The organism is Brachybacterium sp. AOP24-D1-21 (assembly GCF_052378665.1).
Lineage (GTDB): Bacteria > Actinomycetota > Actinomycetes > Actinomycetales > Dermabacteraceae > Brachybacterium.
The window spans coordinates 1,924,394-1,944,392 of the sequence record NZ_JBQSXX010000001.1 but is presented as its reverse complement, the minus strand read 5'-3'; the positions used below and the strand labels follow the sequence as shown (position 1 = coordinate 1,944,392).

15 protein-coding genes are annotated in these 19,999 nt (G+C 70.8%); 7 read left to right on the top strand and 8 right to left on the bottom strand.

Translation table 11 applies throughout. The features are described 5' to 3' along the window. The first annotated feature begins 19 nt into the window (after positions 1-19). Positions 20-2,608, top strand: coding sequence for an excinuclease ABC subunit A (locus ACT3UF_RS08680; protein WP_441443946.1), 2,589 nt, complete (start codon positions 20-22; stop codon positions 2,606-2,608). A gap of 806 nt (positions 2,609-3,414) precedes the next feature. Next, a complete protein-coding gene (locus ACT3UF_RS08675; protein WP_441443945.1) occupies positions 3,415-4,197 on the top strand; it encodes a hypothetical protein in 783 nt (260 codons plus the stop codon). A gap of 23 nt (positions 4,198-4,220) precedes the next feature. Here ACT3UF_RS08675 and dnaB read toward each other — a convergent pair whose 3' ends face one another. Next, positions 4,221-5,600, bottom strand: a complete 1,380-nt coding sequence (dnaB, locus tag ACT3UF_RS08670) for a replicative DNA helicase (RefSeq protein ID WP_345081390.1) — start codon at positions 5,598-5,600, stop codon at positions 4,221-4,223. Between the two features lie 260 nt (positions 5,601-5,860). Between dnaB and ACT3UF_RS08665 the strand changes: the two genes are divergently transcribed. Beyond that, on the top strand, positions 5,861-6,331 hold the full coding sequence (locus ACT3UF_RS08665; RefSeq protein ID WP_441443944.1) for a hypothetical protein: 471 nt from the start codon (positions 5,861-5,863) through the stop codon (positions 6,329-6,331). After that, positions 6,328-6,675, top strand: a complete 348-nt coding sequence (locus tag ACT3UF_RS08660) for a PadR family transcriptional regulator (RefSeq protein ID WP_441443943.1) — start codon at positions 6,328-6,330, stop codon at positions 6,673-6,675. Before ACT3UF_RS08665 ends, ACT3UF_RS08660 begins: the two co-directional genes overlap by 4 nt. Before the next feature lie 171 nt (positions 6,676-6,846). Here the strand turns inward: ACT3UF_RS08660 and ACT3UF_RS08655 are convergent, their stop codons facing one another. Next, entirely contained in the window at positions 6,847-7,356 is a 510-nt protein-coding gene (locus ACT3UF_RS08655) for a mycothiol transferase (protein ID WP_441443942.1), read from the bottom strand. 370 nt (positions 7,357-7,726) lie between these two features. Beyond that, complete coding sequence (locus tag ACT3UF_RS08650) at positions 7,727-8,083, bottom strand: GNAT family N-acetyltransferase (RefSeq protein ID WP_444601023.1); 357 nt, start codon at positions 8,081-8,083, stop codon at positions 7,727-7,729. An 87-nt stretch (positions 8,084-8,170) separates the two neighbouring features. On the opposite strand from ACT3UF_RS08650, the gene ACT3UF_RS08645 reads away from it, so the two are divergent. Further along, a complete protein-coding gene (locus ACT3UF_RS08645) occupies positions 8,171-9,727 on the top strand; it encodes a pyridoxal phosphate-dependent decarboxylase family protein (protein ID WP_441443940.1) in 1,557 nt (518 codons plus the stop codon). Positions 9,728-9,803: 76 nt separating this feature from the next. On the opposite strand, the gene ACT3UF_RS08640 is transcribed toward ACT3UF_RS08645, so the two are convergent. Continuing rightward, on the bottom strand, positions 9,804-11,573 hold the full coding sequence (locus ACT3UF_RS08640) for a hypothetical protein (RefSeq protein ID WP_441443939.1): 1,770 nt from the start codon (positions 11,571-11,573) through the stop codon (positions 9,804-9,806). Positions 11,574-11,675: 102 nt separating this feature from the next. Between ACT3UF_RS08640 and ACT3UF_RS08635 the strand changes: the two genes are divergently transcribed. Continuing rightward, the gene (locus ACT3UF_RS08635) at positions 11,676-12,617 is read left to right on the top strand and encodes a hypothetical protein (RefSeq protein ID WP_441443938.1); all 942 of its coding nucleotides are present in this window, start codon (positions 11,676-11,678) and stop codon (positions 12,615-12,617) included. Position 12,618: 1 nt separating this feature from the next. Beyond that, the gene (locus tag ACT3UF_RS08630) at positions 12,619-13,407 is read left to right on the top strand and encodes a ferritin-like domain-containing protein (RefSeq protein WP_441443937.1); all 789 of its coding nucleotides are present in this window, start codon (positions 12,619-12,621) and stop codon (positions 13,405-13,407) included. 124 nt (positions 13,408-13,531) lie between these two features. On the opposite strand, the gene ACT3UF_RS08625 is transcribed toward ACT3UF_RS08630, so the two are convergent. From ACT3UF_RS08625 to ACT3UF_RS08610, 4 genes are all read right to left on the bottom strand, one after another. Then, complete coding sequence (locus tag ACT3UF_RS08625) at positions 13,532-14,059, bottom strand: hypothetical protein (protein ID WP_442332408.1); 528 nt, start codon at positions 14,057-14,059, stop codon at positions 13,532-13,534. Between the two features lie 88 nt (positions 14,060-14,147). After that, positions 14,148-14,837, bottom strand: a complete 690-nt coding sequence (locus ACT3UF_RS08620) for a response regulator transcription factor (protein WP_441443935.1) — start codon at positions 14,835-14,837, stop codon at positions 14,148-14,150. Continuing rightward, the gene (locus ACT3UF_RS08615) at positions 14,834-16,411 is read right to left on the bottom strand and encodes a sensor histidine kinase (protein WP_441443934.1); all 1,578 of its coding nucleotides are present in this window, start codon (positions 16,409-16,411) and stop codon (positions 14,834-14,836) included. Before ACT3UF_RS08615 ends, ACT3UF_RS08620 begins: the two co-directional genes overlap by 4 nt. A 50-nt stretch (positions 16,412-16,461) precedes the next feature. Beyond that, positions 16,462-19,968 (bottom strand): efflux RND transporter permease subunit, encoded by a 3,507-nt coding sequence (locus tag ACT3UF_RS08610; protein WP_444608269.1) that lies wholly within the window; start codon positions 19,966-19,968, stop codon positions 16,462-16,464. Positions 19,969-19,999 lie beyond the last annotated feature (31 nt).

Below are 19,999 nucleotides of genomic sequence, written 5' to 3'. Positions count from 1 at the left end.
CGCTTGCTACGTTGGCGGGATGGATCTTCACGACCTCTCCCTGACCGGCGGCGATGACGGCTATGTGCACGTGCGCGGCGCGCGACTGCACAATCTGCGGGATGTCGATGTCGACCTTCCGCGCGGTCGGCTCGTGGCGTTCACCGGCGTCTCGGGCTCCGGGAAGTCCTCGCTCGCCTTCGGCACGATCCATGGGGAGTCCCAGCGTCGCTACCTCGAGTCGGTCGCGCCGTTCGCGCGCCGGCTGATCGGCAGCGCCGTGGACCCCCGGGTCGAGGCGGTCACCGGGATGCCGCCCACTGTCGCTCTCGAACAGCGCACCACGGCGGGCGGCACCCGCTCCACCGTCGGCACCACCACGAACCTCTCCAACGCGATCCGGCTGCTGTACTCGCGGGCCGGCGACCATCCGGCCGACGTCCTCGAGCGCGGCGCCGCCCTCCATGCCGCCCAGCACAGCGGCCTCCCCAGCGGCCGCCTGACCTCGGACTTCTTCTCCCCGAACACGCCCGACGGCGCGTGCCCGCGCTGCCACGGCGTGGGCGCCCTGCGCGAGCCCACGGAGTCCTCGATGGTCCCCGACGCCTCCGTCTCGATCGATGACGGGGCGATCGCCGCGTGGCCCGGGGCGTGGCTCGGCAAGAACTTCCGCGACATCCTCGCGACCCTCGGGATCGACATCCACCTCCCCTGGCGGGAACTGCCGGAGGAGACCCGCGACTGGATCCTCCACACCGAGGAGCAGCCGGTGGTGACCGTCGAACCGGTGCGCGAGCCCGGCCAGGCCCATGGCACCTACCAGGGGCAGTGGCGCAGCGTGGAGCGATACCTGCGCGACACGGTGGCGACCTCGAAGGCGGAGTCCTCACGCCGGCGCGCGCTCACCCACTTCGAGGTCTCCACCTGCCCGCTGTGCGAGGGGCATCGGCTGGGGCCGGACGCGCTGCGCGTCACCTATGCCGGTCTGCCGATCTGGCAGCTCACCGCGCTGCCGCTGGATGACCTCCTCGCCGCGCTGACCTCCCGCATCGAGGCGCTGCCCCGCGGCGAGGGCACCCCGGAGCAGGAGGCGGAGAGGATCCTGCTGCCCTCCGTGCTCCCGGTGCTGCGCACGATCGTGGGCCTCGGCCTCGGGCACCTCGCCCTGGATCGCCCGGCGGGCACCCTGTCCACCGGTGAGCTGCAGCGGCTGCGACTCGCCGCCCAGCTGCGCTCGGGCCTGTTCGGCGTGGCCTACGTGCTGGACGAGCCGTCGGCCGGGCTGCATCCCAGCGAGAAGGCGATGCTCCAGCACCTGCTGGACTCCTTCCTCGCCGAGGGGAACTCGGTGCTGCTGGTCGAGCACGACATGGCGCTGGTCGCCGACGCGGACTGGATCGTCGACGTGGGGCCGGGCGCCGGCTCCGACGGCGGCGAGGTTCTCTACTCGGGCGTCACCGAGGGGCTGGGCGAGGCGCAGGACTCGGTGACCGCCCGCTACCTCGACCCGGCACCGCTCGCGCTACGAGGATCCGACGACGTGCGCGAGCCCGGAGGCTGGCTCGAGATCGACGGGCTGAGCACGCGCACCCTGCGCGACGTGGACCTGCGCCTGCCGCTGCGGTCCTTCACCGCGGTCACAGGCGTCTCCGGGGCCGGCAAGTCCACGCTGGTCACGCACTGCCTGGGCACGATCCTCGGCGAGCGCGTGCGCACCACGGTGGCCGACGAGCCCGACCCGTCGGCCGACGGAACCGAGGTCGCCGCGCCCACCGACGCTTCCGGCGTCGCGGATGACCGGGTAGGGCACGGCGAGGTGCGCGGCGCCGAGGGCATCGACCGGCTCGTGCACATCACCCAGCGGCCGATCGGCCGCACGCCGCGCTCGTGCCTGGCCACCTATACGGGGCTGTTCGACCGGGTGCGGCGGCTGTTCGCCGGCACCCCCGAAGCGCGGGCGCGCGGCTGGGGCGTGGGCCGCTTCTCGTACAACGTCGCCGAGGGCCGCTGCCCCGAGTGCAGCGGCACCGGACACATCGAGGTGGAGCTCGTGTTCCTGCCCGGCTCCTATGCGACCTGCCCCCGCTGCCGAGGCACCCGCTACAACCCCGAGACCCTCGAGGTCCGGTGGGAGGGGCTGAACATCGCCGAGGTGCTGGGGCTGTCCGTGACGCACGCCCGCGAGGTGTTCGCCGCCGATCCGAGGATCTCGCGGGCGCTGGATGCGCTGCACGCGATCGGGCTGGGGTATCTCACCCTCGGCCAGCCCGCCACCGAGCTCTCCGGCGGCGAGGCGCAGCGGATCAAGCTGGCCACCGAGCTGCAGCGCACCGTGCGCGGGCACAGCGTGTACCTGCTGGACGAGCCCACCTCGGGCCTGCATCCTGCTGACGTGGATCTGCTGGTGAGCGAGCTGAACCGGTTGGTGGACGCCGGGCAGACGGTCCTCGTGGTCGAGCATGACCAGCGGGTGATCGCCCAGTGCGACCACGTGATCGACATGGGCCCCGGGGCGGGTGCGAAGGGTGGGCGGATCATCGCGCAGGGCGCTCCGGCGCAGGTCGCCGCGGCGGAGGCGAGCCTGACGGGGACGCATCTGCGCGACGCGGCCCGCGGCGGGGCCGGCTGAGCGGTCAGCTGCGCGGCGTGAGCTGTCCTTGCTCTGTAGCTCAGCGCGCCGTCGGAGCCCGTCCCTCAGCTCCGGCGGAACGGTCGGAGTCGGGATGATCACGGGCATGCCTGCAAGCGCCGGCTCGACGTCCGTCGCGTCCCTGTCCGCTCCGCGCGAGGTCGTCCCAGTGCGAGGTGCGAGCGCTCCCATGTAGTTGAGCACGGTGAGCAGGATGGACATGGCGCTGGCAACGACGGCGAAGTAGTTCCCGAGCACGAGGGCGGTGCCCATGCCACCGCTCCAGGTGTTCCGGAACAGCATCAGCTGCATGTCGAACAGGAGCACCACCAGCGCCAGCACCTTCGCCGCGTACGAGACCATCGCCCCCACCTGCCAGCCTCGGCCAACCTCCCGGTCACGGGCCATGCCCTTGACCCAGGGGTCGAACATGGTGGCGACCAGCAGCACGGACAGGATCTGGGCAGCGCCGAAGGCGGACTCCGAGACGCTCGCCCCCGACGTTCCCGCGGGAACGCTTTCGCCGCCGGTGGAGCGGGCGGCGGAGCTGGCACCGAGCTGCACCGATCGGCGGACGGCGCGATCGACGAGAAACGGCCCGGGACAGCGCACATACTCGGTCTGGTGAGCTGGGCGAGTGTAGTGTCCTGGCCACAGCGATATCTCGCGACGTCGTCGACGACGGGAGGGCTCACGGCCGGTTCGAGCTGCCAGAGCAGCTTCTGCGACCCGTGGTCTCGCCCTGATGGGCGACTGTCCCAACTCAGCGACCCAGATCTCGGAGAGGGTCATCCCAGGGAGGCTCCATGAACGCGAAAGTTGTGTGGGAGCCCTGGCCCACCGCCCCGGACGCGCCCGCCGGGTTGCTGCGCCCCGGCGCGGCCGCCCTCGGCATCCGCCACCAGGGGGAGCTGCGCGCCGTGCTGCGCCGCTGGGTCGGGGACAGCTCGAGGTGGTTCACCCGCTGGCCAGACGGCGGCCCGTCGGAAGCCCCGGCACCATCGATGTTCTTCGGCAGGGCAAGCAGCACCGACACCGCCGAGGCCTGGTTCGAGATGACCGGCGTCGACGGTCAGGACCAGGTGCTCGCCCGCGCCGCGATCGCGCCCGGGGAGGAACTGCGATGGCTCGATGAGCCGCCCGACGGCCCGCTCGGCGCTGTGACCGCCGGTCTCGCCGAGCTGACCTCCCGGGCGTTCGGACCGGGCACCGCGCCGCAGCTCCGCGACGGCAAGGTGCTCGCTCTGCCCGGGCCCGAGCTGCCCGGCCTCAGCGAGGACCTGCGCCAACGCTCGTGGCACGTGCGCGACCACCGCGGATCGGCAGGAGACTCGGTGCTCCGAGCCCTCGAGATGCCACCCCTGCGGGATCCGGAGGAGGACACTCTGCGGGCCCGGCGCGCCCACCTCGTCCGCTCGTCGGCCCCGCTGTCCGCACCGGGACTCATAGTGTGGCGCACCGGCGGCGTCCGCCTCTGGCGCGGCGGCGCGCATCCGCTGCTCGACGCCCCGGTCGCGCCGAGCGATCTCACGGAGGCCGAGTCGCTGCTCGCCGAACACGTAGCGGGCGAACCATTCGGCGACGCCTGACCGGGCGCGGCGAGTCGACCGGCTCAGCCGCTGAAGCCGCCGCCGGAGTGGGCCATGTCCTTGAATCGGGAGTAGTGGCCCTCGAAGGCGACCGGGATCGTCTTGGTGGCGCCGTTTCGGTGCTTGGCGATGATGAGGTCCGCCTCGCCGGCGCGGGCGGACTCCTTCTCGTAGTAGTCCTCGCGGTGGATCAGCAGGATGAGGTCGGCGTCCTGCTCGATCGAGCCGGATTCGCGCAGGTCGCTCATCATCGGGGTCTTGTCGGTGCGCTGCTCGCTGCCACGGTTCAGCTGCGAGATCGCGATGACCGGAACCTGGATCTCCTTGGCCAGGAGCTTCAGGGCGCGGGAGAACTCCGAGACCTCCTGCTGGCGGGACTCGACCTTCTTCCCCGAGCTCATCAGCTGCAGGTAGTCGATGACCACGAGCGAGAGGTCATGCTTCTGCTTGAGCCGCCGGCACTTCGCACGGATCTCCATCAGCGACATATTCGCCGAGTCGTCCATGAACAGCGGGGCGTCGGCGATGCGGCTCATCGCGCGGGCCATCGACTGCCAGTCGCGGTCATCCATCGAGCCATCGCGCATGCGGTTCATCGGCACCTGGGCCTCGGCGCTGAGCAGACGCATCGTGATCTCGGTCTTGTCCATCTCCAGGGAGAAGATCACCGAGGTCTTGCCGTTGTGGATCGACGCGGAGCGCAGCACGTCCATGCCGAGGGTCGTCTTGCCCATCGCAGGGCGGCCGGCGAAGATGATCAGCTGACCCGGATGCAGGCCCTGGGTGAGCTCATCCATCTCGGCGAAGCCGGTGGGGGTGCCAGTGACCTGGCCGCCGCGGTTCTGGGTGGCCTCGATCGCGTTGAGGGTCTCATCGATCACCTCGCCCAGCGGCAGGAAGTCCTCGCTCTGACCACGCTCGGTGACCGCATAGACCTGGGCCTGGGCCTCGTTGATGGCCTCCTCGACCTCGCCGCCGTCGGACGCATAGCCCAGCTGGACGATCCGGGTGCCGGCCTCGACCAGTCGGCGCAGGGTGGCGCGCTCGACCACGATCTCGGCGTAGTAGCCGGCGTTCGCCGCAGTGGGAACCATGTCGATGAGATCGGCGAGATAGGCGCCGCCGCCCACCCGGGCCAGCTCGCCGCGCTTGGAGAGCTCATCCGAGACGGTCACCAGGTCAGCAGGCTCACCGCGCCCGTAGAGGTCGATGATCGCCTCGAAGACCATCTCGTGGGCGGGCCGGTAGAAGTCGTTGCCGCGGACGATTTCGACCACATCGGCGATCGCGTCCTTGGACAGCATCATGCCGCCCAGCACGCCGCGCTCGGCGGGGAGGTCCTGGGGCGGGGTGCGCTCCAGGCCGCGGTCGGGTCCAGCTTCGAAGGCCTCGGTAGATGTCACCGAGCCAGTGTAGGAAGTCCGGCTGACCGTCGGGACGTGATCTCTGACGGATGGGGACGGCTGGTCCATGTGGAGGAGCGTTCCGCGGCCACCGGACCACCGGCGGCAGTGAGACTTGCCTCCTCGGCGAGGCATGCCTCGTCACGCAGGGGCCCACGGGAGTTCGCCCGGAACCCTTGACGGCTTGATCTGCACCAGAGGTACAGTGCCTATACGCACCGCACCATTGGTACACAGCCAATGGGAATCAGGAGGGCATCATGACCACCTCATCCGCATCTCCCCCGCCCGAGACGTCATCCCGCACCGACCGTGCGCACTCGACCTTGTTCCCCTACGCCCTCGCCGCGCTTGCGGCCACAGCGGTCGCACACCTGATCATCGGGCTCGCGGGCCACCGCATCACGGTGCTGACCACACTTCCTCTGCTCGTGATCGCGCTGGGCTATGCGACATACCTGGTGATCTACGGCCGGGCGCTGGGCCGTGTCCGCTATGGGCGCCTCGTCGCCCACGCCCTCACCTACGCGATCGTCAATACCGGCTACCTGCTGCACGCCTATGTGCTGATCGCGTCGGCCTCCCCTGCCATCCAGGGCGATGGTCACCTCGCTCTGAACGCCGGCTGGTTCGGCGCCACCTTCGGCATGGCCGGGTTCTGGGGGATCGGCCTGATCGCGCACGGACTGGCGGCGCTGCACGAGCGCGGCTTCGAGGCGCGACGCGCATGACCTCGCATACCGACCTGTCTGCGGAGGATGCCGAATGGGTCGAGGAGCTGGCCCGCTCCTGGATCGAGGTGTACAAGAAGTCCGCGACCACCCTCGCGCTGCTGCGGATCGTCGGCGAGCACGGTCCGATCTCGGCCACGGGGATCGCACCGCACTTCGCGAACGCCACGGGGTGGACACTCACGGATCGCGGTCTCTATCGCACGTTGCGGCGCCTGGCAGAGTCGGGGGTGCTCAGCCTCGAGAAGGTCGACGTGGCCCGCACCGGGGCGAAGCGTCAGGACTTCGCGCTCACTGCGATGGGTCGCGCCCATCTGGAGCGGATCGAGAACGAGCTGATCTGATCGTTCAGCTGGTCTGGACACCGAGCTGGTCCTGACATCGAGCTGGTCTGGACACCGAGCCGGCCCGGACACCGAGCTGGTCTGGACACCGAGCCGGCCCGGACACCGAGCTGGTCTGGACACCGAGCCGGCCCGGACACCGAGCTGGCCTGGGTACCGACGGGTCCGCGGTCACTCCCCCAGCGGCATCCCGAGCGCATAGGCCGTCTGAGCGAGGTGCTGGATGGCATCGTCGACGATACTCACCAGGCGTGCGCCCCGGGTGACGGGCGGATCCCACTGCTCGTCGATGATGTCGTCGAGAGCTGCCACCGAGAGGGTGTCGAGGTAGCTGTCCAGCGCGGCGAGCGTGGCGTGGACGTAGTCGATCAGTCCGGCGCCGTCGTCGACCAGGATCCGACGGGCCTCGGCGGGGGTGTGGCCGTAGCCGACAGCATCTCCGGCCGAGCCGAGGCCGAAGCGCTGGTCGAAGCCGTCCGCGGTCCACACCTGCTCGCCGTCGGCGAGATCGGCGAGCTGCACATCGATCTCGCGCCCGGTGTGCCAGAGCAGCCAGGCCACGGAGTTGGGGTGTCCACCGGGTCGGGCGTTGAGAGTCGCCGGGTTCAGCTGGTGGCGCAGACGCTCGGCGGCGTCGCGGGGGCGGGAGGTCAGGTCACGGAGGAGGTCGAGAGCGTCCATGTCCCGACGGTACTCCGCCGCACTCCATGGCTCACCCCTGTCGGACCGCGCGTACCCCTGCTCTCAGTCACCGGTCCCCGCTGCGAGCCAACCCGCCACCCCGTCAACTCGCCAGCCAGCCAGCCACCCCGTCAACTCGCCAGCCCGCCAGCCCGCCAGTCAGCCAGTCAGCCAGTCAGCCAGTCAGCCCGCCACCACTTCTCTGTCGCTGGTGACGGTTGAACGCTCCCCAGCCGTTCAAAGCTCACCAGAGACAGATTTCTGGTGGCGAGGGGACACCTGGTGGCGAGGGGACTTCTGGTGGCTAGAAGAGTGGAGATGGGGTGGGCCGGCACCGAGGCCGGGGCCGGGGCCAGCACCGGGGCCGGGATCAGTCCTCGACGATGACGCCGTCGGCCTGCTCGGGATGGCGCTGCAGCCAGCTCTCGATGAAGGGGCAGATCACCAGGACAGGCAACGAGATCGCCCTGGCCTCGGCGAGCGTGGTGCGCACGAGCACGGAGGCCACCCCTTCGCCCCTGTGCGCGGGGTCGGTGACGGTGTGGATCAGCTCGATCCGGTGACGGGTCCGCTCATAGATCATGATGCCCACGACCTCGCCGCCGCGCACCGCCTCGTAGCGTCCGATGGCTGGGTTGTCGCGGACCGCGATGGTCTCTTCCGGGCCGTGGACATGGTCCTCGACGTCGCTGCTGCTCAGCCGAGCTCCTTCCGGGGCTGCCTCCACGGTACGGCAGGGGCGCCGGAGCTGTCAGGGCACGGAGCGGGTCGGTTCCGCTCCGGCAGGAGGGTCCGGCGTGGGAGCATGCTGGGCGTGATCGAGAAAACCGCAGACAGCCCGTCCTCCCCCACCGCCACGGAGCAACCGGAGCCGACGGAGCAGTCGGAACAGGAGGAGCGGGCGGAGCCGACGGAACAGTCGAAGCAGACAGAGCAGTCCGAACAGTCGGAGCGATCGGAGCAGTCGGCCTTCGCCCGGGCCGCCGATGCCCTGCAGAGCCATCGCGCGCATTCGGAGGTCTGGGGAGACGAGCGCGAGGCGGTGAGCATCGCGCTGCAGTGGGCTGCCGCGCACACCACGGTCGCCACCGATCCGAAGACCACCGCCCGCAGCGCCGCCGCCCTGCAGGAGGACGTCGGCGAGACCGTCACCGAGGGCGGCATCGGGGCTGAGCGGGCGATGGAGCTGTTCGACCAGGTGCTGCTGCCCGCGACCCGCTCCGCCGAGGATCCGATGAACCTCGCCTACATCCCGGCCGCACCCACCCGGGCCGCGGTCGCCTTCGACTCCGTGGTCTCCGCCGCGAACGTCTTCGGGGGGATCTGGGAGAACGGTGCGGGCGCGATCTTCGCCGAGAACCAGGTGCTGCGGTGGCTCGCCGATCTGCTGGGCTGGCCCGCCGAATCCGCCGGGGTGTTCGTCGCCGGCGGCACCCACGGGAACCTCTCCGCGCTCGCGACCGCCCGCGACCACGCACTGCGGAGGCGCGGACGCCGGCCGGAGGGAGGCTGGGCCCTGGCCTGCGCCTCGACCGCGCACTCCTCGATCTCCTCGGCCGCGCGGCTGCTGGACATGGACCTGATCTCCGTGCCGGTCGATGATCGCGGGCATCTCACCGGCGACGCGCTCGAGCGCGCGCTCGAGGCCGACCCCCGGATCTGCGCGGTGGTCGCCTCGGCGGGGACCACCAACGCGGGCATCGTGGACGACCTCGCCTCCGTGATCGAGGCCGCCCATCGCCACGGCGCCTGGGTGCACGTGGACGGCGCCTACGGCGGGGCGGCCCTGGCGGCGCCGAGCGCCCGCGAGCGCTTCGCGGGGATCGAGCAGGCCGACTCCTTCATCGTGGACCCCCACAAATGGCTGTTCGCCCCCTACGACTGCTGCGCCCTGCTGTACCGGGACCCGCGCCCGGCCGCGGCGGCGCACTCCCAGCACGCCGCCTATCTCGACTCGATCGACCGCGGCGAGTCCAACCCCTCGGATCTCGCCGCGCACCTCTCTCGCCGCACCCGTGGGCTGCCGCTGTGGTATTCGCTCGCCACCCATGGCACGGCCGCGTACACCGCCGCCGTCGAGCGCTGCCTGGCGGCCTCCCGCACCGTGGCGCGCGCGATCGGGGAGACGGAGCATCTCGAGCTGCTGCTCGAGCCGGAGCTGTCGGTGGTGGTGTTCCGTCGGCCCGGATGGACGCCGGCCGACTATCGCCGCTGGTCGCAGCGGCTAGCGAAAGAGGGGACGCTCCTGTGCGTGCCCACCGCCTTCCAGGGGGAGGTCGCGCTGCGGCTCGCGTTCGTGAATCCGGCGACAGATCCGGCGGCGGTGATCGAGGTGCTGCGCACCACGATGCTGGCGGCCGACGGCAGCTGAGGCACCCGCACGCGGGGCGCCAGCAGCTGAGGCGCCAGCTGCTGAGGCACCGGCTGCTGAGGCGCCGGCGGGCCCCTCACTCCCCCGCCAGCTGCTCCTGCAGCGCGTCGAGCCGGGTGACGTCCTCGTCCCTGCCGAGCTGGGCCCAGCCCTCGCGGGCGCGACGGGCCGCTCGGCGCGCCTGCGCCTGCTCCCCCCGCGCGGCGAGCAGGTGGGCGTGGCGGTCATCGAGGTACGTCGCCCAGTAGCGGGCGCGGGCATCGTGGCCCGGGGGCATCTCGTCGATCGCCTGCATCGCCTCGCGGCGCCGCTGCTCGCAGTCCCGCTCCTCCACGCCCGTCACGCCACGTGCCAGGGCGTCGCCGGTGGCGATGAACAGGCCCACCCGGGCATCGACCCGATGATCCCAGAGCAGCTCCGTGGGCAGCACCGGGCGGCCGCCGTCCGGACGGGTGCGGCGCTCGACCGCGCGTGCCGCCGCGATGACCGGCTCGAGCTTTTCAAGGTCGAGCGCCCGCCGCAGCACCAGGGCGCTGGCCTCGAGCTCGGTGCGGATCAGCTCGCTGCGTGCCGCGGCCGGGGTGCTGAGGTCGTCAGCGAGGCGACGGGCAGCAGTGGCCAGCGTGCGCAGCTCACGCAGCGACGCGGCCTGCTCGCCCTGCCGCTCATGGATGCTGGCGCCCAATCGGGCGGCCTCGAGCAGCCCGTGCTGGTCACGCTGCCCTCGCGCGATGGTGCGCGCCTGCTCGAGAGGCACCCAGGCGGCCTCATAGCGCTCCGCCTGGACCCGCTGTGCGGCCACGGCGAGCAGCGGCTCGACGCGCAGCTCCTCGCGACCGAGGGTGCGCTGGAGGGAGACCAGCCTGCCCGCGGTGAACGAGGCATGCGCGGCGGCGCCGGCGGCCATCAGGGCCCGCAGCAGCGCGGTGATCAGCCCGATCCGCAGCGGCGGGTCCTCGATCTCGTGCAGGGCCTCGAGCGCCTCCAGCGCATGGTGCACCGCCTGCAGCGGATGCTCGATGCCGAGGGTGCGTGCCAGCACCGCATGCGCGCCGATGACGGTGCGGGCAGGGTCAGCGCGCGGCCCGTCGGCCTCGACCTCCGCCAGCTCGCTCAGCTCCAGGAGGTCCAGCGCGGCGGTGGTCGCACCCGGGAGGTCGCCCATGCCCTCGAGCGCCTGGGCGAGGTGCAGCCGCAGTTCCAGCTCCGGGTCGACCAGCAGCCGTTCCCGTACTGCGGGGAGCGCAGACAGCGCCGCTCGCAGCCTGGCCGCATCCCGTCGCGGATCCGGCGCGACGTCCCGCGGTCCGGGCAGCGAGGAGCGCGCGAAGGCGCGCATCACCACCAGCATCTCGGCCGACGCCTGCGGGGCCTGCCCTCGCCGACGACCACGGGAGGTGGGTGCGGTCTCGAGCGCCGCCCGGCTGAGTGCGCTGGGTCCCGACAGCGCGGGCTCCCGCTCGAGCAGGACGGTCAGCATCGCCGCCGCCTGCTCGAAGTAGCCCTGGCGGTGCAGCAGGGAGACCAGATCCGCGGTGTCATCCCTGATCCGGGACGGGTCAGCGCTCATCAGAGCTCCATGCAGCGCCATCCGCAGCAGATGGAAGCGGTCCGCAGGAGCGGCGGGAACCCGGCGGAACTCCCCCACCAGGCGGCGGGCGTCACGGGGGTGCTCGGCATGGAGAAGGTCGCTCGCCCGGTGCGCGGCCTCCCGGACGTCTCCCGGGTGCGGCAGCGGCAGCTCGGCAGGTCGCAGTGCGGCCCGGAACCGGCCGAGATCTGGCAGGCCGCTGCCGACCTCGTCACCACCGGGGCCCGGGAGCGAGGAGGCGCCAGAAGTGATCACAGACCGAAACCTACCAAGCGTCCATGCATCAGCCCACAGCCAGGTCTCCTCCGTACAATGACCGGGGCCCTCGAGGCCGCGACCGACGAGAAGAGGTAGAAGGTGGTTGTCGACCTGACAGGGGGCACGGCGGCCTCGACCCCTCACTCCCAGGTGCAGGATCCCCATGACGCCCGTGCACGCCCTGCCCGCGAGGGACGCTTCACGGGGCATCTCCACTTCGACGAGACCATCGTCCCGGTGCTGCACACGGACTTCGACGTCGCCGCATATGTGCGCAGGGGCACCGCACGGCTCGAGGTGGACACCGCGCTGCAAGCGACCGAGGAGCCGCTCGGCGAGGACCTGCGCCTTGCCCTCGGGGTGCTGCAGCGCCTGGAGTCCTCGGCGCTCGGGGAGTCGCGGGCGATGCTCGCGACCACCACCGGCAACGAGGCCCGGATCACCGCCTTCCTGGCCACCTGGCTGGTGGACCGCTTCTGGCAGTCCCGTGCCCTGCGCGATCTGCTCACCGGGGACCACGCCACCGACCGTCCCCGGGCCCGGCACCACCCACATCCACTGGCCGCGCTGCGCCGTCTCCATGTGGATCGGGTCCAACCGCTGCTGACTCCGGTGTGGAACGTGACGGCCGGCGAGGCCCTGCCCGCCGGCCATATGGCGCGCATGGCGATCCAGGAGGCGTCCCTGCAGGCGGCCCTGGTGGCGGTCTCGCGCCGGACCTCCGGGGAGGCGCGACGCGTCCTCGATATGGTCGCCGAGCGGCATCAGGCCGCTGTCGACTTCTTCGTCGCCGAGGCGATCGCCCGCCTCACCCGCTCTCGCGGTGAGGCCATCACGGCCCGGGCGCTGCTCTCGTTCGGCTCGCCGCTCGACGGCGGCGGGCTCATCGATCCTGACCTGCGCCCCGCCCTCGCCGTGCTCGGCGCGGACCCTCGCGATCGCGCTGCCCTGCGGCGCGCCCGGTTCGAGATCACCAGGCTCCTGCCCGGCCCCGATCTCCCGGACCCCTACCTCAGCTCTCTGCCCAGCACCGGAGTGTGACATGGCCTTCGACCTCGATCAGTTCGCCCAGACCTCGATCCCCGTGAAGTACGAGGACCTCGACTTCGACACCTTCGACACCCAGCCGCTGGATGCGCAGACCCTGCGCTCGCTGCGCTATATGTGCGACGTCGAGTACCACACCTCCTGCTTCCTGCGCGATCTGCTGGTCACGCCCTCCCACCGCGAGGAGGACGCCGGCGGCTTCATGACGATGTGGAACCGTGAGGAGTTCTGGCACGGGGAGGCGCTCTCGATGGTGCTCGCGCGGCACGGGATCATCGTCGACTACGACGAGATCAAGGCCAAGCGCGAGAAGCTGGGCTGGATGGGGGCGCTCGGGCCGCTCAAGCAGTCCGTGCTCACCAACCTCGCCGGGACCGACTTCGTCGCCGTGCACATGGTGTGGGGCGCGGCCAACGAGCTCTCGGCCGTGGCCGCCTACCGTCGGCTCTCCGCACTGACCGACCATCCGGCCCTGTCCCCTCTGCTGAAGCGCATCGCCCAGCAGGAGACCCGCCACGTCGCCTTCTACACCACCCAGGGCAGGGAGCGGCTCGAGGCCTCGCAGGCGGCGCAGAAAATCGTGCGCCTGGTGATGAGCCGGGTCTGGAAGCCGGTGGGCAGCGGCATGATGGACGAATCCGAGGTGGTGCACGTGATGAACCATCTCTTCGGCGGCAAGTCCTCGGAGCTGGACAAGCTCGACAAGCGGATCCAGAAGCTGCCGGGTCTGGACGGGCTGACCATCTTCCGCAGCGCCTTCGCCCGCCTCGGCATCCCCGCCTGAAGCGGCCCGGAGGGCCTGGAGCGGCGGGCGCGGTCAGCCGAGCTGGAAACGGTCAGCCGAGGCGCGGCTGCGCAGCAGAGGAGCGGTCAGCCGGGGCGGAGACGGTCAGCCGGGGTGGGGGCGGTCAGTCGTCGTCGTCATCATCGTCGGAGTCGTCGTCGTCCTCGCACTCCAGCTCGCCGTCGTCCCACTCGCAGACGCCAGAAGGGCGGGAGGGGGCGCTCTTGCTGCTGCCGGAGGAGGAGCTGTTCGACCCCGAGGAAGAGCTGCCGGAGCTGCCGGAGCTGCCGGACCCGCTGGATGAGCTGGAGGACGAGCCCGCGGAGCGCGGCTTCGGAGCGGGCGCGGGCGCAGGGGACGCCACGGGCTCCATCGTGCCCACCCCGGTGTCGGAGTGGATACCGCGCACCGGCTGTTCGGAGGCGGTGGGCGCGGGCAGAGCGACAGATTTTCCTGCAGGCTGCGCCCCTTCACTCGCAGGCTGCGCCGCGCTCTCCGACGCCGGGGCCTCCGCACCGCCCGCGACCGAAGTCTCTCCGACCGAGATCCCGGCCCGCGCCTGCGGGGCGTCATCCATCGAGGGCAGCACGGCGAGACCGATCACCGCGAGCGCGACCACCACGATGATCCCGAGGGTCCGCAGAATCTTCATGTCAAGCATGTTCGCCGCCGCCGATGAGGTGCTCGTGAAGGCGAGATGAGAGTCCTCTCATGAACGTAGTGGCCTGCGGTGACACAGCTCAGGCCTCAGGATCGACGATCTTGTAGCCAGCGCCGCGCACCGTCACCAGGCGGGCCGCGCCGAGCTTGCCGCGCAGGTAGCCCACATAGACGTCGACCACGTTCGAGGCGCCGTCGTAGTCGTAGCCCCACACCTTGGACAGCAGCAGGTCCCGGGTGAGGACCTGGTTCGGGTTCTCGAGGAACACACGGGCCATCGTGAACTCGCGGGAGGACAGCTCCACCGAGCGCGGCTGGCCGCCGGTCGTGCTGCTCGCGATCCGGGTGCGCAGGTCCAGCGACAGGTCCCCCAGCTGGAGGACGTCCGCGCTGACGGCGCCCGAACCAGCGGTGGCCTCGCGGGCGCGGAGCTTGACCCGGGCCAGCAGCTCCTCGAAGCGGAACGGCTTGGCGATGTAGTCGTTCGCCCCGCCCTCGAGGCCCTGCACCGTGTCATCCACCCCGGTGCGCGCCGTGACCATCAGGATCGGGATCTGCACGTCCATCGCGCGCAGCGCCTTGAGGACCTGGAAGCCGTCCATCCGCGGCAGGCCCACATCCAGGATCAGCAGATCGAAGTCGCCGCTGGAGCCGAGGTCGAGGGCGGAGATGCCGTCCTCCACCACGGTCGAGGCGAAGCCGTTGGCCTTGAGCCCGCGTTCCATGAACCGGGCGATGCGCGCTTCGTCCTCGGCGATGAGGATCCTCATCCCCTGTCCCTCCTCGATGCTGTGGTGTCGTCGGCGGCGGATGTCCGCACCCGCCTGTCAGTATCCCCGGTGGTGCCATCCTGGGTCCGTTCGTCCGCCGATGGCCCGTCCGCGAACTGCGGGAACACGATGGTGAACGTCGACCCCTGGCCCGGCTTCGAGAGCAGGCGCACCACCCCGCCGTGACCCTCGGCGATCGCGAGCACGATCGGCAGGCCGAGCCCCGAACCCGATCCCCGGCTGCCGTCGACCCGCGTGAATCGTTCGAAGATGCGTCGCTGGTCCTCGGAGCTGATGCCGATACCCTCGTCCTGCACGGTCACGTGGATCTCGGGGCCCTCCGGTCCCAGCACGCGGTCCACTCCGAACCGGATCCGGCTGCCCTCGTCGCTGTAGCGCACGGCGTTCGCGGCCAGCTGCACCACCGCCTGCGCGAGGCGCTGCTCGTCGGCGTCGGCCACCACGTCGACAGTGTGCTCGAGGATCCATTCGCGTTCCGCGATGTGCTCGATCCGGGCGAAGGCGGAACGGGCGAAGCCGGCCAGGTCCAGGGACTTCAGCCGCACGTAGTCGGGGCGCGCCGAGGCGGCGAGCTCGGAGAGGTCACCCACGACCCGCCCCATCCGGTCCAGCTCCTCGAGCGCGATATCGCGGGACTCGCGCACATCGTCGGCATCCTCGACGTCGGTGGTCTCCAGGGTGCCGCGCACGATGGTCAGCGGGGTGCGCAGCTCATGGCCGACGTCGCTCATGAAGCGGCGCTGCTCGGCGAAACCTGCCTGGATGCGGCCCAGCATGCGGTTGAAGTTCTGCGCGAGCGCCCCGATCTCATCCTGCTCCTCGGGGACCGGCACCCGATACTCCAGATCGTCGACCGTGATCTGCTCGGTGGCCGCACGGAGGTCCTCCAGCGGCCGCAGCAGGCGCCCCGTGACCACATAGCCCACCCACCCCGCGACCAGCAGCGTGATCACCGCGAGCCCGGCGAAGGTGAGGACGCTCTGCCACAGGTCGCGGCGCTGGGCACCGATGTCGTTGGCGACCACGAAGATCCCCTCGGAGTCATCTCCCTCGACGCTCACGGAGACGATCAGGACCTGCAGGTCCCGGCCGTGAGCCTCCATCGGGACGATCACCGCGGAACCCGGCTGATACGCGGCCAGCAGCTGCTCCAGCACCTGCGGGGACTCCGCGGACCCGCTCGGCAGCAGCGCGAAATCCTGCTCCCGGGGCTGATAGAGAGGCTTCCCATCCAGGAAGGTGATCACGGATTCATAGTTCGACGGCGCCGCGGAATCGGTCGCATGGAGCAGCACGCTGTCCACCGTGGTGTGGACGCGGCTGCCGTCCTCGTTCACGCTCTCGGCGATCAGGGTGAGCTCGCTGTGCTCCTGCCAGAGCTCCGCATTGACACGCGTCTCGAGCGCACGGAACTGCGCCGCATAGGTGAGCACCCCGGTGACGGCGAGGCCCACGGTCATGAACGCCATCATCGCCGTGAGCACACGGATGCGCACCGTGCGCCCTCGCGTGAAGGCGCCGACGGGGCGGGCGCGGGGGCGTTCCTTGGCCATGAGGGGAATGGTAGGCGAGGGGGCTGAGGCGGGGAGGGCCGCGCGTTCCGTCAGCCCCGCCCGAGCCGCCGCTTCACGATCCCGACCAGTCCGCCGCGCTCCTTGAGGGACCGGCGGCGGCCATGGGCGCCCGTCTCGAGGCTCGTGACCACGGTCCCACCGGGACGGTCAGCGCCACCGCGACGATCAGCGCCGCCAGGGTGGTCAGCGCCACCCAGATGGTCAGGACCACCGGGACGATCGTCGCGGCGAGCAGGGTCTGCTCCTGCCGGTCCGGCCTCGCCCCACGCAGTTCGCGCCTGCGACCGCTGCTCGGCCTCGCGGCGCTCCCGCTTCTCGTTCTCGGCCTGCGCACGGCTCTCGCGCAGCTGTCCCAGCCGCTCCTCGTCGCGCACCCGCCTGCGCTCCCCCGGGCCCTCGGCGATGCGGTAGAGCACCGGCACGATCACCAGGGTCAGCAGGGTCGAGGAGATCAGGCCGCCGATGACCACCACGGCCAGCGGCTGGGCGATGAAGCCGCCGTTGCCGGTGATGCCCAGCGCCATCGGGATCAGCGCGAAGATGGTCGCGGCGGCGGTCATCAGGATCGGGCGCAGACGCTTGGCCGAGCCCTGATGGAGGGCCTCGTCGAGCGTCATCCCGTCCCGTCGATACTGGTTGACCAGGTCGATCAGCACGATCGCGTTGGTGACCACGATGCCCACCAGCATCAGCAGGCCGATCATCGAGGGCAGGCCCAGGGGGACCCCGGTGATCACCAGCAGACCCAGGGAGCCGATCGCCGCGAACGGGATCGAGACCAGCAGGATCAGCGGCTGGATCAGGGACTTGAAGATCCACACCAGCAGCACGTACACCAGCAGGATCGCGGCGAGCATCGCGATGCCGAGCTGGCCGAAGGTCTCGTCGATGTCCGCCGCGGTGCCGCCGAGAGTCGCCTCGACGCCCTCGGGCAGCTCCGCGTCCTCGATCGCGGCGTTCGCGGTCGCGGTCGCCTGGGAGACATCCTCCGTCGCGGGGGTGAGCGAGACGGTGACGGTCTCCAGGGAGTCCTGGGTGGCGATCGAGGGGCGGGAGAGCTCCTCCTCGACGCTCGCCACGTCCGTCAGCGGGATGGTGCCCATCAGCTGCAGGTCCTGCAGCTGGGTGAAGGTGTCGACGCTCTCGCCGCCGGCGACGTAGATGTCCAGCTCGTTGTCGTCCAGGGTGATGGATCCGATCGCGCCGGGGAACATCTGCTGGGCGACCATTCCGATCACGGCCTCCTCGGTGAGCCCCATGCGTGCAGCGGCCTCCCGATCGACGGTGACCACGGCAGTGGGCTGGTCGGCCTGGAGATCGCTGCCCACCTCGGCCACGCCGCTGGGCAGCGGGTCGAGCTCGGCGAGGAGCGCATCATTCGCACTCTGCCGAGCCTCGGCGGTGGGTCCGGTGATGAGGATGTCCACCGAGCTCGAGCCGGTGGGCGAGGCGATGTCCGCGGCCTCGATGGTGCCAGGCTCGGGCAGGGCTTCGAGGGTCGTGACCATCTCGTCCAGCAGGGCTTCCTGATCCGCGTCGGGATCAGTGGTGATCGAGAAGCTGACCTCGTTGCTCGCAGCGCCGCCGAAACCGAAACCGCCACCACCGATGGTGGTCTGGACGGTCTCGACGCCGTCGACCTCCAGCAGCGCCTCCTCGCTCTCGGCGGCCTTGTCCGAGGACTGTGCGAGGCTGCTGCCGGCGGGGAGGGTCTGGGTGAGGGAGGCGATGTTCTGCCCGGTGTCGCCGAGGAAGCTGATGTTCACCAGTGGGATCAGGAACACGGTGCCCACAAGCACCAGGATCGAGGCGCCGACGGTGATCAGGCGGCGCGGGAGCGTGTCCAGCACCAGGCGCAGCACCGGGGCGTACATCCGGTGCAGCCAGGTGCTCTCCTCCTTGGCCTCGGCCCGCTCGCGTGCCGCGGTGACCTGCGCGGGATCGTCGGGGTCGACGTCCTCGTGGCCCTTCGGGGGCTTCAGGAACCAGTAGGCCAGCACCGGCACGATCGTCAGCGCCACCAGCAGCGAGGACAGCATCGCGATGCCGACGGTCAGGGCGAAGGGCCGGAACAGCTCCCCGGCCATCCCGGCGACCACCGCGATCGGCAGGAACACCACCACGGTGGCGAGCGTCGAGGCGGTGATGGCGCCGGCGACCTCCTTGACGCCGTCGAGGATCGCTCGGCGTTTGGTCTTGCCATAGGCGAGGTGACGGGTGATGTTCTCGATCACCACGATCGAGTCGTCGACCACACGGCCGATCGAGATCGTCAGCGCCGCCAGGGTGAGCATGTTCAGCGTGTACCCGGTGACGTACATGCCGATGAACGCGATCAGCAGCGAGGTCGGGATCGAGATCGCGGTGACCACCGTCGGCCGCACCCGGCGCAGGAACAGCAGGATCACGCCGACGGCGAAGAGCAGACCCAGCAGGCCCTCCTCGGCGAGCGCCAGGATCGACTCCTCGATGAAGGGTGCCTGGTCGAAGACGACGTCGGCCTCCGCGTTCCCGCCGACGCCCGAGAGAGTGTCCGCGAGCACCCCCTCGACGCCCTCGGAGACGTCCACGACGTTGCCGTCGACCGTCGCGGTGACCATCAGCACCAGGGACTCGCGCCCGTTGGTGCGGGAGATCGAGGTGGCCTCCTGCGTGGTGCGCTCGACGGTCGCGACCTCGGAGAGGGTGACCGGCTGAGCAGGCTGCTGAGGCTGCGCGTCGGGCTGCTGCTGGCCGTCCGGGCCCTGCTGGCCCTCCTCTGCCTGCTGGCCGTCCTCTGCCTGCTGGCCGCCCTCGGCGGGCATCAGCACGATCGCCTCGAGGCTCTCGATGCTCTCCACGCCCTGGCCGAGCACCACGTCCAGCGTGCGGTCCTCATCGACGACGGAGCCGCCGGGCAACGAGAGACCGCTCGCGTCCAGCGAGGTCGTGATGTCACCCTCGGCGAGGCCGTGCTCCGCCAGCGCGTCCTCGTCCGGGGTGATCCGCACGATCTCCTCGGGGGCGCCGATCACGGCGACCGAGGAGACGCCGCTGACGCGCTCGAGCTCGGGGGTCACCGAGGCCTCGAGCCGGGAGGCGAGGTCGGAGGGGTCCAGATCCGAGGAGACGGACAGCACCACGGCCGGCAGGTCGCTGGTGCCGCCGGAGATGACCTGCGGGTCGGCATCCTCGGGCAGCTGATCCTCGATGCGGGTCAGCGCGGCGTCGACCTGGTTCGAGGAGCGGGCGATGTCCGTGCCGTAGGTGAGCTCGACGGTGACCATCGACATGCCCGCCTGCGAGCTCGACGAGGTCGCCTCGACGTTCTCGAGCCCGCTCAGGGACTGCTCGACGGGAGCGGTGATCCGGTCACGGACCTGCTCGGAGGAGGAGCCCGGGGAGACGGTCATCACCTGGACCTGCGGGAGCGACACCGAGGGGATGAGCTCCTGGCGCATCGTGGTCATGACGAAGACGCCGATGATCGACACGGCGATGCACACCAATGCGATGAAGGACCGGTTGTTCAGGCTCAGCGTGGCCAGGCGGTTCATCCTGCTCCTCAGGGATCTTCTGCGACGGGGA